The following is a 13,641-nucleotide window of genomic DNA, read 5'->3' as shown; positions in this document are numbered from 1 at the left end:
TTACAAAGCAAGTGTCAAAAACAGTCCACTGGACTGTTTCAGGTCAGCAACTAAAAACTAGGGATTTCGTAGAAATCCCTAGTTTTGTCTCACTCTCTTTTTTAGTACTTAATACCTTCTTTATCCATTTTCTTTTCTATGACAGCTTTCCATTCGGAGACGAATTTCTTCTTGGCTAAGTAGAATCCAATCGGTCCGCCAAAATAGAAGAAAACAGCAGGAAAAGCAGCAGCAGCATAATATTCAGTTAGCAGCTGTTTTCTGGTCAGCGGACGTGAGGCTAGTCTGGATTTTAGAAGAGATTTTCCTGCTAAAAATACTAAGTACCCAATTCCTGCCCAGATAAACAAAATGGCAAAAATGATATAAATACTTGTCAGAAAATTCATGAAATCAGCTTTTTTAGTTATTTAACGAAATCATTGATTTCGTTTTCGATTGCAGCAATTTTATTTTCTGCATCGGCGAGATCAGCTCCAACTGTTGCAATATAGAATTTGATTTTTGGCTCAGTTCCTGATGGTCGCACAGCAATCCAGCAATCGTCAGTCAAGGTATATTTTAATACATTGCTTGGTGGGGTTGTCAATTTTTCAACACCAGCAGCAGTTGTAGCTGTTTGAGCTTGGAAGTCTTCTAATTTAACGATATCTGTTGCATTAAATTGTTTTGGTCCATTGTCACGGAATTTATCCATGATTTTCTTGATTTCAGCGGCACCATCAACACCTGACAGAGTAACAGAGATAGTCTTTTCAGCGAAGTAGCCATATTCCTTGTAAATTTCATCAATACCATCAGCCAGTGTTAAACCGCGTGAGCGGTAGTAGGCTGCAATTTCAGCAACAATGAGAACGGCTTGAACAGCATCTTTGTCACGAACGAATGGTTTGATAAGGTAGCCGAAGCTTTCTTCGAAACCAAATAGGTAAGTATGGTTGTGTTTTTCTTCAAATTCTTGAATCTTTTCAGCGATAAATTTGAAACCTGTCAAAACATTGAACATGGTTGCGCCATAACTTTCAGCAATCTTAGTCACTAACTCAGTTGATACGATAGATTTGCAAAGCGCAGCATTGGTAGGAAGTGTCCCAGCTGTTTTGTGTGCTTCAAGAATATATTTAGCAATGATAGCACCGATTTGGTTACCAGAAAGGTTGAGATAAGAACCATCAGGTTGACGAATTTCAACGCCGAGACGGTCAGCATCTGGGTCAGTGGCTACAAGGACATCAGCATCAACCTCGCGTCCTAATTCTTCAGCCAAACGGAAAGCTTCTTGATTTTCTGGATTTGGTGATTTAACGGTTGAAAAGTCGGCATCGGGAACAGCTTGTGCTTCAACCACTTGAACGGAATCAAAACCAGCTTGAGCAAGCGCACGACGTGCTAGCATTTCACCAGTACCATGAAGTGGTGTGTAGACAATCTTCATGTCCTTGCCATAGTCATCAATCAATTTTTGGTTAATATTAACATCTTTAACTTCCTTAAGATATTCAACATCAACAGCTTCGCCGATAACTTCAATCAATCCAGAAGCTTTGCCTTCTTCCAAATCAGCTAACGCAATTGAAAATGGATCGTTGATGGCACGAATAAAGTCTGTAAGAGCATCAGCGTCAGCAGGAGGCATTTGGCCACCGTCTTCACCATAAACTTTGTAACCATTAAAAGGTGCAGGATTATGACTGGCTGTTACCATGATACCTGCAAAAGTTCCTAAATGACGTACGGCAAATGATAGTTCAGGAGTTGGACGAAGGCTTTCAAAGACATAAGCCTTAATACCATGAGCTGCTAAAACCTGTGCAGATTCAAAGGCGAATTCAGGAGAGAAGTGACGTGAGTCATAAGCAATGGCAACACCGCGTTTTTTAACCGCATCGCCTTTGGTTTCAATCAATTTTGCTAAACCTTCGGTTGCTTGACGGACAACATAGATGTTAATACGATTTGTACCAGCACCAATGTAGCCACGCATACCCGCTGTACCAAATTCAAGATTGGTATAGAAAGCATCTTCTTTGTTTTTTTCATCCATGCTAACCAATTCTTGGCGGAGATAGTCTGGCAGGTCTGCAAAATCTACCCATTTTTGATAATTTTCTTGATATGACATAGATTCCTCCTAATGTAATTTTTTTAACCGCTTTCATTATACCATAGATAAAAAAAAAAATCATGGGAAGCCATGATTTTCGGATTATTTTTTCAGTCTTTCAATAACAGGAACAATAACAGAGATAAGTACAGCCGAGATGACTAACTCTGCTAAAGAGTTGGCAGTGATAACAGAAGCTAACATGGTTTGAATGTTATTTCCGTAAACACTTGAAAAGAAGATGAAAATACCTGTGATGACGAAGACGGTATTGGTCAGGGAGCCGACCGCACCGGCAATAAGGAGCCCCGTTTTAGAGCGCAGCCATTTATAAACAAAATAAGGAACAATCCCAATCAATATCCTTGGGACAATGGCAATGATTAGTGAAGCTATATTTCCATTTTCAACAAAGGGTGAAAAAAGATAGCTGGTAGGCAAAAGTACCAAAGTGTTTGTTACCACACTGATAATCCCCATGATTCCGCCTAAAATACCGCCAATACGCGGTCCGTAAATAATAGAGGCAACAATGACAGGAATGTGAACTAAGGTAGGTTTAATAGGAACCAGCCAGATACTAAAAAGAATGCTGCTAAGAACATGAATAATGAGCATAACAGCAAAGAAAATAGCGATAGTAGAAAGATTGGAAGACTTGTTATTTTTCATGTCGTTCTCCTGATGAATGCTAGAAAGAATTTTTCAAAAAGTCAACCTTTTCATTATAAAGGCTAATGAGTGTCTTAGCAAGCATTTTTTATAATATTTTGGTGTCTTGCAGATTTTCCTGAATCGTTTGTAAAAGAATTTCCAAATCAGCCAAAGCGCCGCGGCCAATATCACCACAGGCGAGCAGACTGGATTTTGGCTCAATAATTTGATAGCCGACCTCTTTTAAAGTGTTTATATTACGCTGCGTTATAGGGTTGTCATACATTTTTGTATTCATTGCTGGTGCGATAAATTTGGGCAGATCTGCTGGCAGAGCCAGTGCGGTAGCTGTTACCATGTTGTCTGCAAAACCGTTGGCTAATTTAGCTATAGTATTGGCAGAAGCTGGTGCAAGAATAAAGAGATCAGCTTGCTTACCAAGCTCAATATGATTAATACGATCAGCTGAATTTTCTACCATGACATCAGTATGTACCGTATTTTTAGATAGGACTTGCAAAGTTAAGGGAGTGATGAAAGCCTGAGCCTTTTCGGTCATAAGCACGTGAATATCATACCCGCATTTTTTCAATTGGCTGGTCAGGTCTGCAGCTTTGTAGGCAGAAATTGATCCAGAAACAGCTAATAAAATACGTTTAGTCATGCGTTACCCTTTCTAATATCAGTCTAGCAATAGCATCTTTCGTTTCGGCCTTGATTTCTTCTGTTTCAGACACGAGGTAGCCCACATGCTGATAAGACTGCACCTCTCTCAAATCATTAGCTAAAATATAATCAGCCTGATTTTTACGCAGGCTCTGACGTGCAACAGTTATCAGTTCATCATGCGCAACATCCACCAAAAGCTTGAAACCTACGAGACAGATGTCAGGATTCCAAGATTTGACCTGACTAATTATTTTAGGTGTTTTTTTGAGAAAAAGAACTTGATAGTCTGCTTCTGATGAAATTTTACTTTCAGTATTTTTTTTGGATAATAGCTGAGCTGGATGATTGGTTGCTTCAAGTTCGGCCATATCAGTCATATAAACAGGAGTGTAGTCAGAGACTGCCATGCTATGAATAAGCACATCGTGACTTCGGGTCAAGGGCTTCAAAGTTTCTAATAGAGAAGCCACATTGCTTATTTCATAAACAGTTAATTTGGGATGAGCAGCTGGTTTAAGTGCTGATTTGGTAGTGAGTAAGGTTACTTCGTGTCCATTTTTTAAAAAAAGCTCGGCTATTGTTTTTCCAAGAGAGCCAGTAGACTTATTAGTAATTGCACGAACGGCATCGATGGCTTCGGAAGTTCCGCCTGATGTTATCAAAATTTTCATAGCAGTATTGTACAAAATTCTCCTATTTTTGTAAACGATTGTGACAATTGAAAGACCCTATCTCAATAAGCCATAAAAAATCTCTCAGTTGGGTAGACCGAGAGACTGTCTCTTTAATTTAGAGATTCTTTTTCTTCTTGGCTTTTTTGGTAATGGCAACGTCAAGATTGCCAACACTTCTTAAAAGAGTCTGATTAAGCTGAAAGTCATTCACATCTGTCTTAAGATCAGCTTCATAGACGAGTTTTATTTCAGCGCCCTGCTTATTGCTAGCAATAGAGATTAACTCATAACTTGTACAGAGATTTTGAAAGACAGTAAGCAATTTTGCTTCTATATCTTCCTGTTGGGCAGCCGTTATAGTTAGGAGACGGCGCGTTTGGCTGTCTGTAATGGCTTTGGTATTCTCAAGTCCGAACCAAAGAAGCAAAAGTAAGAGGGTAAAGGCAGTGGCTAAAACAAGGTAGCCCATTCCTGAAGCCAAGCCAATAATCATAGATAGAAAAATAGCTAATAGCTCTCGTGAGCCGCTAGTGGCCGAACGAAAACGAATTAGACTAAATGTTCCCGCGACAGCAACACTGGTACCAAGATTGCCATTAACCAGAAAGATAACCAAAGTAATGAGACTAGGTAGAAGAGTCAAAGTCACGACAAATTCACGTGTATATAAAGTGCGGTATTTATAAACCCAAGATAGACATACGCCTAGGATAAGGCTGACCAATATAGATAATAACAGCATGCTAGCATTGACCGTCGCTGTATTATTGGAAAAAACCGAATTAAATAAAGTTGATGACATAAGTTCCTTTCTTATATGCGTTCAAAAGCAGGTTCGATAGTGGTATGCTCAATAGGAAGCCCCTGTGATTTATGGTAAGCAGTGCTGTACTTAGAGAATTTGCATTCTTTGATACCATATTTATCAAGAACAGTCTGAAGCCATACAGGTTTTTCGCCTGGGGCTTTAATTTCCATAACGACATGACTGTCATCTAAAAGCGGCTGACCAGAGTTGCCATCAAACATCGTAACATTATTATCGCGATAAGTAAGGTTTTGATCAATCGTAACCCGTATTTTTGTATAAGGATAGCCTTTAATAGTGTGTTTTTCCTTTAGAGAGTAGCGGTCGTAATAGATGAACATACGAGGTTCAAGATTTTTATAGCGATTGCGCAGACTGTGAATTTCCTCAACAAGATCAGGATCGGAAATATGCTTGTCTGCAATGCCTTGGGTTACAAGTTTAGTAACCGATAGAGGATTTGAAACCAAGCGGTACTTATGACCAATACCTTGGCTGTCTTTCTTCTTAATTTCCAAAAAGACCTTGCTGTCTAACTGAGGATTTGCAATATAGGTTCGCATACGAATTTTTTCGCGATTATAATTATGGGCGATGGAGTCCTTGATAACTTCGAAATTTTGATTGTCAAAATAGATATTGGTAATCGTTGATGTAGGATAATCATCCTCAACCAGATAATTTTTGAGATCTGTTATTAGATCTTTCAGTTGATCCTTAGCCACTATATATTTTGTTTCGATGCGTTTAAAATTAGTCTCTAATGCTTTAGCCATGGTAAGATTACTCCTTGTTTTGTTAAATGTTCTTTGAATATTAAAAGGTTCTTTTATGTTTTTAAGAATAACAAGCATTTCTTACGAAAACATTAAATTAGATTTTAGAAGCTATTGCAAATTTGACGAAAGCTTTACAGGCAGTTTGAATGACTTTTTAAAATCGTTTTGTATCAATTCTTGAATGGTGACAGTCAAACACTTGGAAATCAACTATAAGAGATACCACTCAGTGAAAAAGAGAGTAGGACAGACATGATTGCTGTGCAATCACCCACAGAAGAGTGTAATCGTGAAGATTACGTATAAAAAATCGGGATTTCGCAGAAATCGATTTCTCCCAACCACTGCGTCAAACTGTTGCGGCTATTTATATGACTATCCTAGGTACTTTTATCTCAACTTCGAAAATCGCCAATTTCCGAACATTATTTATTTAATAGATAAAAATAGTGCGTTTTTTCTTTTGCTTTGCTATAATAAAAAATGATATAACTTAATTTAAGAGGAGTCCTTCATGAAATCAGATATCGAAATCGCTCAAAGTGTTAAACTTAAACCAATTACAGAAGTTGTTGACAAAGTTGGCATTGACTTTGATGATTTAGAACTCTATGGCAAATATAAGGCTAAGCTGTCTTTTGACAAGATTGATAGTATCAAGAACAATAAACCAGGGAAATTAATTCTGGTTACAGCTATTAATCCGACCCCTGCGGGTGAGGGTAAATCAACGGTGACGATTGGCCTAGCTGATGCGCTTAATAAAATTGGCAAGAAAACCATGATTGCCTTACGAGAACCATCACTTGGTCCTGTTATGGGGATTAAAGGCGGCGCTGCAGGCGGTGGTTATGCACAAGTTCTTCCTATGGAAGATATTAACCTTCATTTTACAGGGGATATGCATGCTATTACGACAGCTAACAATGCCCTTTCAGCGTTGATTGACAATCATTTGCACCAAGGCAATGAACTTGGCATTGATCAACGACGCATCATCTGGAAGCGTGTGGTCGATTTAAATGACCGTGCTCTTCGTCATGTTACGGTTGGTCTGGGCAGTCCAGTTAACGGTATTCCTCGCGAGGATGGTTTTGACATCACCGTAGCCAGCGAAATTATGGCTATCCTTTGTCTGGCGACAGATATTAATGATTTGAAGAAACGTTTGGCCAATATCGTGGTAGCTTACCGCTATGACCGTACACCGGTTTATGTGCGTGACTTGAAGGTTGAAGGAGCGCTGACTCTCATTCTTAAGGACGCTATTAAGCCAAATCTGGTACAGACTATCTATGGTACGCCAGCCCTTGTTCATGGCGGGCCTTTTGCCAATATTGCTCACGGCTGCAACTCGGTTCTTGCGACAGCAACAGCTCTGCGCTTGGCGGATTATACTGTTACGGAAGCTGGTTTCGGTGCAGATCTTGGTGCTGAGAAATTCCTTGATATTAAGACGCCAAACCTGCCAACGACACCAAATGCTGTTATTATTGTCGCAACCCTGCGTGCGCTCAAAATGCATGGCGGTGTTGCAAAGGATAATCTTTCTGAAGAAAATATCCAAGCAGTTAAAGCTGGTTTTGCCAACCTAGAACGTCATGTTGAAAATATTCGTAAATTTGGTATTCCAGCTATTGTCGCGATTAATGAGTTTGTTTCTGATACTGAAGCTGAAATTGCAGCTCTCAAAGATCTTTGTGCCAGCATTGATGTGCCAGTTGAGTTAGCCAGTGTTTGGGAAAAAGGTGCAGATGGCGGACTTGATTTGGCTCATACTTTGGTGAATACAGTAGAAACTCAAGAAGCGCATTATAAACGTCTTTATAAGGATGTTGCTTCTATTGAAGAAAAAGTAGAAACAATTGTCAAAGAAATCTACGGCGGCAGTTCTGTGACTTTTTCAGCTAAAGCTCAGACACAGATGAAACAATTTGTTGCTAATGGCTGGGATAAACTACCAATTTGTATGGCTAAGACCCAATACAGCTTCTCTGATAATCAGTCGCTTTTAGGTGCTCCGAGTGATTTTGAAATCACTATCCGTGAATTTGTTCCCAAGACAGGTGCGGGCTTTATTGTTGCATTGACAGGCAATGTTATGACTATGCCTGGTTTACCCAAAAAACCAGCTGCGCTTAATATGGACGTTGCAGAAGACGGGACAGCAATTGGATTATTTTAATTCTACCAAGGTCGAGCTTGCTCGGCCTTTTATAAAACTAAAAAAAAGTTTGGTTAAACAAATTTATTTTAGGAATAATTAAGGCTGGTTTGATAGAATAAGAAAAATGACAGAAAGAGAGAATGACTAATGAAAAAATATCTTATCCATCCTTTTGCCATTTATACTTTGATTAAAGCTGGTTTGACAGCGGGCTTATACGGCCTGACTATTGTTTTATAAGACTGTAGATATATACTATTTTGTACGAAAAGAAGGTTTAGCCTTCTAAAAATAAGGAGATAATCATGATTAAAATTCTTTTGGTTGAAGACGACCTTAGTCTTTCCAATTCTGTATTTGACTTTTTGGATGACTTTGCGGATGTTATGCAAGTTTTTGATGGAGAAGAAGGTCTCTATGAGGCTGAAAGCGGTGTGTATGACTTGATTCTTTTAGATCTCATGCTGCCAGAGAAAAATGGTTTCGAAGTTTTAAAAGAGCTTCGTGAAAAAGGCGTTTCGACACCAGTTCTCATTATGACAGCCAAAGACGGTCTTGATGATAAAGGGCATGGCTTTGAGCTGGGTGCAGACGATTATTTGACAAAACCTTTCTATTTAGAAGAGCTGAAGATGCGTATCCAAGCCCTCCTCAAAAGAGCAGGTAAATTTAATGAAAATCAACTTTCTTACGGTAATGTGACAGTGAACCTTGCCACTAATACCACCCTAGTTGATAATAAGGAAGTAGAGCTTCTGGGAAAAGAGTTTGATCTTTTGGTTTATTTCCTGCAAAATCAAAATGTTATCTTGCCAAAATCACAAATTTTTGACCGCATCTGGGGGTTTGATTCAGACACGACCATCTCGGTGGTTGAGGTTTATGTTTCAAAAATCCGCAAGAAACTCAAAGGGACTGACTTTGTGGCCAATATGCAAACATTACGTAGTGTGGGGTATATCCTAAAAAATGATGAATCATAAACTTCATGGATTAAAAAAGAAGTTGATGTCAGAAGACTTCAACTCTTTTATTCATTTTTTTGCAACTTTTACAGGAATCTTTTTGATCATGACTGTCTTAATTTTGCAAGTCATGCAATATGGTGTTTATGCTAGTGTAAATAACAGCTTAAAAAATGCAGTAGCCAATGCTGATTCCTATGTTAATATGACCATGTCTGCGGAGAAGTCCATTACTTATGCTCTCAGCTTGGGAGGAGGCAATACCTCTTCGTCAGAGAATTCGACAACAAATGACAGTTTATCCTCTAGCTCTAGCAGCTCTTCAGCAACAGTTGATGATAATAAAGCGCCTGAACAAAATACTGATGCTTCCTCTAATCCTGATTCAAGCAGTACAGAAACCAGCAGCAGTAAGGGAAAAAGAATAGATGTCGGAGCGCCTGCGGAAGATTTTTCCATGGCTGCCAATACCAATGTCATTGTCATGGATGCAGATGGCAACATTTTAAATACCATTGACAGCTACTCTAGTCTCCGTAATTTGAAAGTGAATTTGGATAAAACAGGCCTTGTTTTGGAAGAGACAGCTAATAGTATGTTCAGTCAGTCAGAGACATATCATTACATTACAGTGCCTGTTGATAGCAATCTTTATCCTGAAGCGGCTTATGTGACCATCGCTATTAATACGACTCAATTAGAAGAAGCTAGTCAGCGTTATGTCAAAATTGTTCTTGTTGTGATGCTAACTTTTTGGATTGTGTCTATTGCAGCTAGTATGTATCTTGCTAAATGGAGCCGTCGTCCGATTCAAGAAAGCTACGAAAAACAGAAGTCCTTCGTTGAAAACGCCAGTCATGAACTGAGAACGCCTCTTGCAGTTTTACAAAATCGATTGGAAACATTGTTTCGTAAACCAGAATCAACTATTCTTGATAATTCAGAAAATATTGCTTCCAGTTTGGATGAAGTGCGCAATATGCGAATTTTGACTACCAATCTGCTCAACCTGGCACGTCGTGACGACGGTATTACCCCTGAATTGGAAGAAATCGGTCCTGAGTTCTTTGATGAAACTTTTGAAAATTACAGTATGATTGCTGAGGAAAATGAAAAAACATTTATTGGGACTAATCAAGTAACTCGTAAGGTAACTACGGATAAAACCTTGCTCAAGCAGGTTATGACCATTCTTTTTGATAATGCAATTAAATATACCGATGATGATGGAGAAATTAGTTTTGAAGTGACAACAACTGATCGCAATCTATTTTTGACGGTCAAGGATAATGGTCCTGGAATATCGGATGTTAACAAAAAGAAAATTTTTGATCGTTTCTATCGTGTTGATAAAGCAAGAACTAGGCAAACAGGAGGTTTTGGACTAGGTTTGTCATTGGCTCAGCAGATAGTAGATTCCTTGAAAGGAAAGATTACCGTTAAAGACAATATACCAAAAGGAACGATTTTTGAAGTAAGATTATAAATTAAAAAACGGCTGTTAAATGAGAACAGCTGTTTTTTTAACTAATATAGAAAAAAACTCCTTAAAAGGAGCTTTAATTAGCCAAGTTTAGCTGCAAGACGTGCTTTATCGCGGCTTGCTTTATTTTTATGAATCAAACCCTTAGAAGCGGCTTTATCAATAACTGAAGAGACAGTGCGGAATGCTTCTTCAGTTGGGTTAGCTTCGTAAGCTTTGATAGCAGTACGCATAGCTGATTTTTGAGCTGAATTATTTTCGTTTTGTTTAACGTTGAGTTCAGCGCGTTTAATAGCTGATTTGATGTTTGCCAATGTTTTTACCTCCAAATTAATCTAACTTCACTATTATATGACATTTTATTGGGCTTGGCAAGTTTTTTCTTTAACTTTACAGAAATAAAGAGCTTGTCTTTTTTGTTTATTTTTTGAGATAAATCTTATCAATTTTATGGTCACCAGCTTTATGGAGAATAACGTCGGCACGGTTTCTGGTCGGTTCAATATATTTTTTTAGATTGAGAAGGTTAATATTGTTCCAAGTATCTCTGGCAATAGCTAATGCCTCTTCTTGGCCAATCTGTGTAAAGCGGTGATAGTAGTTTTGGGTATCCCGTTCAGCAATTTTGAGAAGTTTGATAAAGCGCTCCAAATACCAAGTTTCAATATCGGAAATCTCTGCATCAATGTAAAGCGAGAAATCATAGTAATCGTTGATATAGAGACGCTGATTATGAGGATTTTGAAAAACGTTAATTCCTTCAACAATTAAGAAGTCAGGGCTGTCAATGCGTTCAGTATGATTAGGAACAATGTCATAAATTTCATGCGAATAGATTGGGATTTCAGTGGCTTCGCCATTTTTAACAGTATCCAAAAAATTAATGAGACGAGGCATATCATAGCTCTCGGGAAAACCTTTACGGTTGAGAATCCCCTGTTCAATTAAAGTCTTATTAGGATAGAGAAAGCCATCTGTTGTGACTAACTTGACCTTGCTATTTTTAAATGTTCGGGTTAAAAGAAGCTGCAGGAGCCGGCTTGTTGTTGACTTTCCCACTGCAACAGATCCCGATATACCAATGATAAAAGGTCGGAATTGACTGTTTTTTTGCAGAAAAATCGATTTGGAAAAGCTTAGATCTTCGGCTGTTTTTTTATAGATACGAATCAGATTAATCAAAGAAAGATAGATATCATTGACATCTTGTATGGAAATCTTATCGTTAAGGCTGCGGATAGCCTCCAGTTCTTTTTCAGTTAACAGAGGTGTCGTTTTTTGGTGCAGACGCTGCCAATCGCTTCTTGAAATAAGATCAAAATTAATAAATTCATTCAACATGTCACTATTATAGCATGAAAATTCTGTATTTTGGAACCATTTTCAGACCTCTAGAAGAAAAGTTGTTCCTATGGTAAAATAAACAAAGAGTCTGATAGGAAAAGAGTAATAAAATGTCAAAAATGTATTATGCTGAAAATCCGGACGCTGATCATGATATTCATGATTTATCTGTAACGCTCTTGGGACAGGATTTTCGTTTTTACACAGATGCAGGTGTTTTTTCAAAAAAAATGGTTGATTATGGCAGTCAAGTGCTTTTGAACGCTCTTGATTTGAAAAAAGGGAAAAGCTTGCTTGATGTCGGCTGCGGCTATGGTCCGCTGGGGATTTCATTGTCCAAAGTTCAAAGGGTTCATTCGACTATGGTTGATATTAATAGCAGAGCTGTTGAACTTGCCAAGAAGAATGCTGAACGAAATGATGTTAAGGCTGATATTTATCAGTCTAACATCTACAATCAAGTAACGGGAACTTTTGATTATATTATCTCAAACCCTCCAATTCGTGCAGGCAAACAAGTCGTTCATGAGATTATTGAAAAGTCTATTAATTTTCTTAATCCGAAAGGCAGTTTGACAATTGTCATCCAAAAAAAACAAGGAGCACCGTCTGCCAAGGCTAAGATGGAGTCGGTCTTTGGCAATGCAGCCATTATAAAAAAAGATAAGGGCTATTATATTATCCAGAGTGAAAAACTATGAGAACAGTTGATTTAATTGAGAAAAAACGTGATGGTGCAGAGCTCTCTGCAGAGGAGATTGCCTACCTTATTCAAGGCTATGTGGCTGGAACAATTCCAGACTATCAAATGTCGGCCTTGACAATGGCCATCTATTATCAGGGGATGTCTTTGCGGGAAACTCATGATTTGACAAATGAGATGGTTAAGTCCGGCGAAGAATATGATCTCTCAAGTATTCCAGGAATCAAGGTTGATAAGCATTCAACTGGTGGTGTTGGCGACAAGGTGACCTTGATTTTGATGCCTTTGTTGGCCAGTTTTGGTGTACCTGTGGCTAAAATGAGCGGTCGTGGTCTAGGACATACTGGCGGTACTCTTGATAAATTAGAAGCTATCAAAGGCTATCAAATAGAGCGAACCAAGGAAGAATTTATTCAGCAGGTTAAAACCATTGGTATTGCTTTAATCGGTCAATCCGAACATCTAGTTAAAGCTGATAAACTTCTCTATGCTTTGCGTGATGTAACGGCGACAGTAGATTCTATTCCGCTAATTGCAAGCTCAGTCATGTCCAAGAAAATTGCGGCTGGCGCCGATAAAATTTTGCTGGATGTGACAGTTGGTCAGGGAGCTTTTATGAAAAATCTGGCTGATGCAGAAAAGCTGTCAAAAACTATGGTTGACTTGGGAAGAGCAGTTGGCCGAGAGACCGTTGCCGTTATCACAGATATGAGTCAGCCTTTAGGACGTGCGGTGGGCAATCGGCTTGAGATTTTAGAAGCTTTAGATGTTATGAGAGGTAAAGGCAGAGCTGATTTGACCGACTTTATTATTGATTTAGCGCAGCTTCTTTTATCTCTGGCGGAGAAGCAAGTGAGTTTACAATTAATTAAGGAACATCTAATCGGAGGCAAAGCACTTGCGAAATTTGAAGCGTTAGTGACTGCTCAAGGTGGTGATCTCACTGACCTTTATCGTGACAGCAACGCAGCTTTTGCAACCAAAATCATTGCTAAAAAATCTGGCTATATCTCGGAGCTTCCGGCTATGACTATCGGAAAATATGCCATGAAACTTGGAGCTGGCCGGGCGGTTAAGGGTGAAGAACTGGATTATGAAACGGGCATCGTTTTTGACAAAAAGGTAGGAGATGAGGTAGCTGTTGGAGACACAGTTGCGACGATTTTTTCTAATGAAAAATTAAGCCAAAAAATGATTACAGAATTTGAAAATTATGTTATTATAAACAATGTATGTTTAAAACCTAAAGAAATCTTAACGGTGATTTCATAGGTGTCTTTGGTAATTAGAA

The 13,641-nt window shown here is 38.6% G+C and carries 14 protein-coding genes; 5 read left to right on the top strand and 9 right to left on the bottom strand.

What is annotated here, in order from left to right; translation table 11 throughout:
* Positions 1–101: 101 nt before the first annotated feature.
* The 7 genes from ACVRZ8_RS08645 to ACVRZ8_RS08615 all read right to left on the bottom strand — a co-directional run bounded on the left by ACVRZ8_RS08645 (position 102) and on the right by ACVRZ8_RS08615 (position 5,685).
* Complete coding sequence (locus ACVRZ8_RS08645; protein WP_447448918.1) at positions 102–389, bottom strand: hypothetical protein; 288 nt, start codon at positions 387–389, stop codon at positions 102–104.
* A 17-nt stretch (positions 390–406) separates the two neighbouring features.
* Positions 407–2,122, bottom strand: coding sequence for a phospho-sugar mutase (locus tag ACVRZ8_RS08640; RefSeq protein ID WP_447448917.1), 1,716 nt, complete (start codon positions 2,120–2,122; stop codon positions 407–409).
* Between the two features lie 84 nt (positions 2,123–2,206).
* Positions 2,207–2,776, bottom strand: a complete 570-nt coding sequence (locus tag ACVRZ8_RS08635) for an ECF transporter S component (RefSeq protein WP_447448916.1) — start codon at positions 2,774–2,776, stop codon at positions 2,207–2,209.
* An 88-nt stretch (positions 2,777–2,864) separates the two neighbouring features.
* Entirely contained in the window at positions 2,865–3,422 is a 558-nt protein-coding gene (gene coaC, locus ACVRZ8_RS08630) for a phosphopantothenoylcysteine decarboxylase (protein WP_447448915.1), read from the bottom strand.
* Positions 3,415–4,098, bottom strand: coding sequence for a phosphopantothenate--cysteine ligase (locus ACVRZ8_RS08625; protein ID WP_447448914.1), 684 nt, complete (start codon positions 4,096–4,098; stop codon positions 3,415–3,417). The genes coaC and ACVRZ8_RS08625 overlap by 8 nt, the downstream gene beginning before the upstream one ends.
* Positions 4,099–4,216: 118 nt before the next feature.
* Positions 4,217–4,903, bottom strand: a complete 687-nt coding sequence (locus tag ACVRZ8_RS08620) for a DUF4956 domain-containing protein (protein WP_447448913.1) — start codon at positions 4,901–4,903, stop codon at positions 4,217–4,219.
* Between the two features lie 11 nt (positions 4,904–4,914).
* The gene (locus tag ACVRZ8_RS08615; RefSeq protein WP_447448912.1) at positions 4,915–5,685 is read right to left on the bottom strand and encodes a polyphosphate polymerase domain-containing protein; all 771 of its coding nucleotides are present in this window, start codon (positions 5,683–5,685) and stop codon (positions 4,915–4,917) included.
* 517 nt (positions 5,686–6,202) lie between these two features.
* Between ACVRZ8_RS08615 and ACVRZ8_RS08610 the strand changes: the two genes are divergently transcribed.
* From ACVRZ8_RS08610 to ACVRZ8_RS08600, 3 genes are all read left to right on the top strand, one after another.
* Entirely contained in the window at positions 6,203–7,873 is a 1,671-nt protein-coding gene (locus ACVRZ8_RS08610) for a formate--tetrahydrofolate ligase (RefSeq protein WP_447448911.1), read from the top strand.
* Between the two features lie 287 nt (positions 7,874–8,160).
* On the top strand, positions 8,161–8,838 hold the full coding sequence (locus ACVRZ8_RS08605) for a response regulator transcription factor (RefSeq protein ID WP_447448910.1): 678 nt from the start codon (positions 8,161–8,163) through the stop codon (positions 8,836–8,838).
* Positions 8,825–10,306, top strand: a complete 1,482-nt coding sequence (locus tag ACVRZ8_RS08600) for a sensor histidine kinase (protein ID WP_447448909.1) — start codon at positions 8,825–8,827, stop codon at positions 10,304–10,306. The genes ACVRZ8_RS08605 and ACVRZ8_RS08600 overlap by 14 nt, the downstream gene beginning before the upstream one ends.
* 77 nt (positions 10,307–10,383) lie before the next feature.
* Here the strand turns inward: ACVRZ8_RS08600 and rpsT are convergent, their stop codons facing one another.
* Both rpsT and coaA read right to left on the bottom strand, forming a co-directional pair.
* The gene (rpsT, locus tag ACVRZ8_RS08595; protein ID WP_447448908.1) at positions 10,384–10,632 is read right to left on the bottom strand and encodes a 30S ribosomal protein S20; all 249 of its coding nucleotides are present in this window, start codon (positions 10,630–10,632) and stop codon (positions 10,384–10,386) included.
* Positions 10,633–10,723: 91 nt separating this feature from the next.
* Positions 10,724–11,644 (bottom strand): type I pantothenate kinase, encoded by a 921-nt coding sequence (coaA, locus tag ACVRZ8_RS08590; protein WP_447448907.1) that lies wholly within the window; start codon positions 11,642–11,644, stop codon positions 10,724–10,726.
* A 113-nt stretch (positions 11,645–11,757) separates the two neighbouring features.
* Here coaA and ACVRZ8_RS08585 point away from each other — a divergent pair, with 113 nt between their 5' ends.
* Positions 11,758–12,348, top strand: coding sequence for a class I SAM-dependent methyltransferase (locus ACVRZ8_RS08585; RefSeq protein ID WP_447448906.1), 591 nt, complete (start codon positions 11,758–11,760; stop codon positions 12,346–12,348).
* Complete coding sequence (locus ACVRZ8_RS08580) at positions 12,345–13,622, top strand: pyrimidine-nucleoside phosphorylase (protein WP_447448905.1); 1,278 nt, start codon at positions 12,345–12,347, stop codon at positions 13,620–13,622. The genes ACVRZ8_RS08585 and ACVRZ8_RS08580 overlap by 4 nt, the downstream gene beginning before the upstream one ends.
* The last annotated feature ends 19 nt before the right edge of the window (positions 13,623–13,641 follow it).

This window comes from Streptococcus dentiloxodontae (assembly GCF_053206925.1).
The sequence above is the reverse complement of the archived record's forward strand: the minus strand, read 5'-3'. Positions and strand labels throughout refer to the sequence as shown.

Coding starts and splice junctions, on each gene's coding strand:
- ACVRZ8_RS08645 (WP_447448918.1), bottom strand. CDS start 389: ATGAATTTTCTGACAAGTATTTATATCATTTTTGCCATTTTGTTTATC.
- ACVRZ8_RS08640 (WP_447448917.1), bottom strand. CDS start 2,122: ATGTCATATCAAGAAAATTATCAAAAATGGGTAGATTTTGCAGACCTG.
- ACVRZ8_RS08635 (WP_447448916.1), bottom strand. CDS start 2,776: ATGAAAAATAACAAGTCTTCCAATCTTTCTACTATCGCTATTTTCTTT.
- coaC (WP_447448915.1), bottom strand. CDS start 3,422: ATGACTAAACGTATTTTATTAGCTGTTTCTGGATCAATTTCTGCCTAC.
- ACVRZ8_RS08625 (WP_447448914.1), bottom strand. CDS start 4,098: ATGAAAATTTTGATAACATCAGGCGGAACTTCCGAAGCCATCGATGCC.
- ACVRZ8_RS08620 (WP_447448913.1), bottom strand. CDS start 4,903: ATGTCATCAACTTTATTTAATTCGGTTTTTTCCAATAATACAGCGACG.
- ACVRZ8_RS08615 (WP_447448912.1), bottom strand. CDS start 5,685: ATGGCTAAAGCATTAGAGACTAATTTTAAACGCATCGAAACAAAATAT.
- ACVRZ8_RS08610 (WP_447448911.1), top strand. CDS start 6,203: ATGAAATCAGATATCGAAATCGCTCAAAGTGTTAAACTTAAACCAATT.
- ACVRZ8_RS08605 (WP_447448910.1), top strand. CDS start 8,161: ATGATTAAAATTCTTTTGGTTGAAGACGACCTTAGTCTTTCCAATTCT.
- ACVRZ8_RS08600 (WP_447448909.1), top strand. CDS start 8,825: ATGATGAATCATAAACTTCATGGATTAAAAAAGAAGTTGATGTCAGAA.
- coaA (WP_447448907.1), bottom strand. CDS start 11,644: ATGTTGAATGAATTTATTAATTTTGATCTTATTTCAAGAAGCGATTGG.
- ACVRZ8_RS08585 (WP_447448906.1), top strand. CDS start 11,758: ATGTCAAAAATGTATTATGCTGAAAATCCGGACGCTGATCATGATATT.
- ACVRZ8_RS08580 (WP_447448905.1), top strand. CDS start 12,345: ATGAGAACAGTTGATTTAATTGAGAAAAAACGTGATGGTGCAGAGCTC.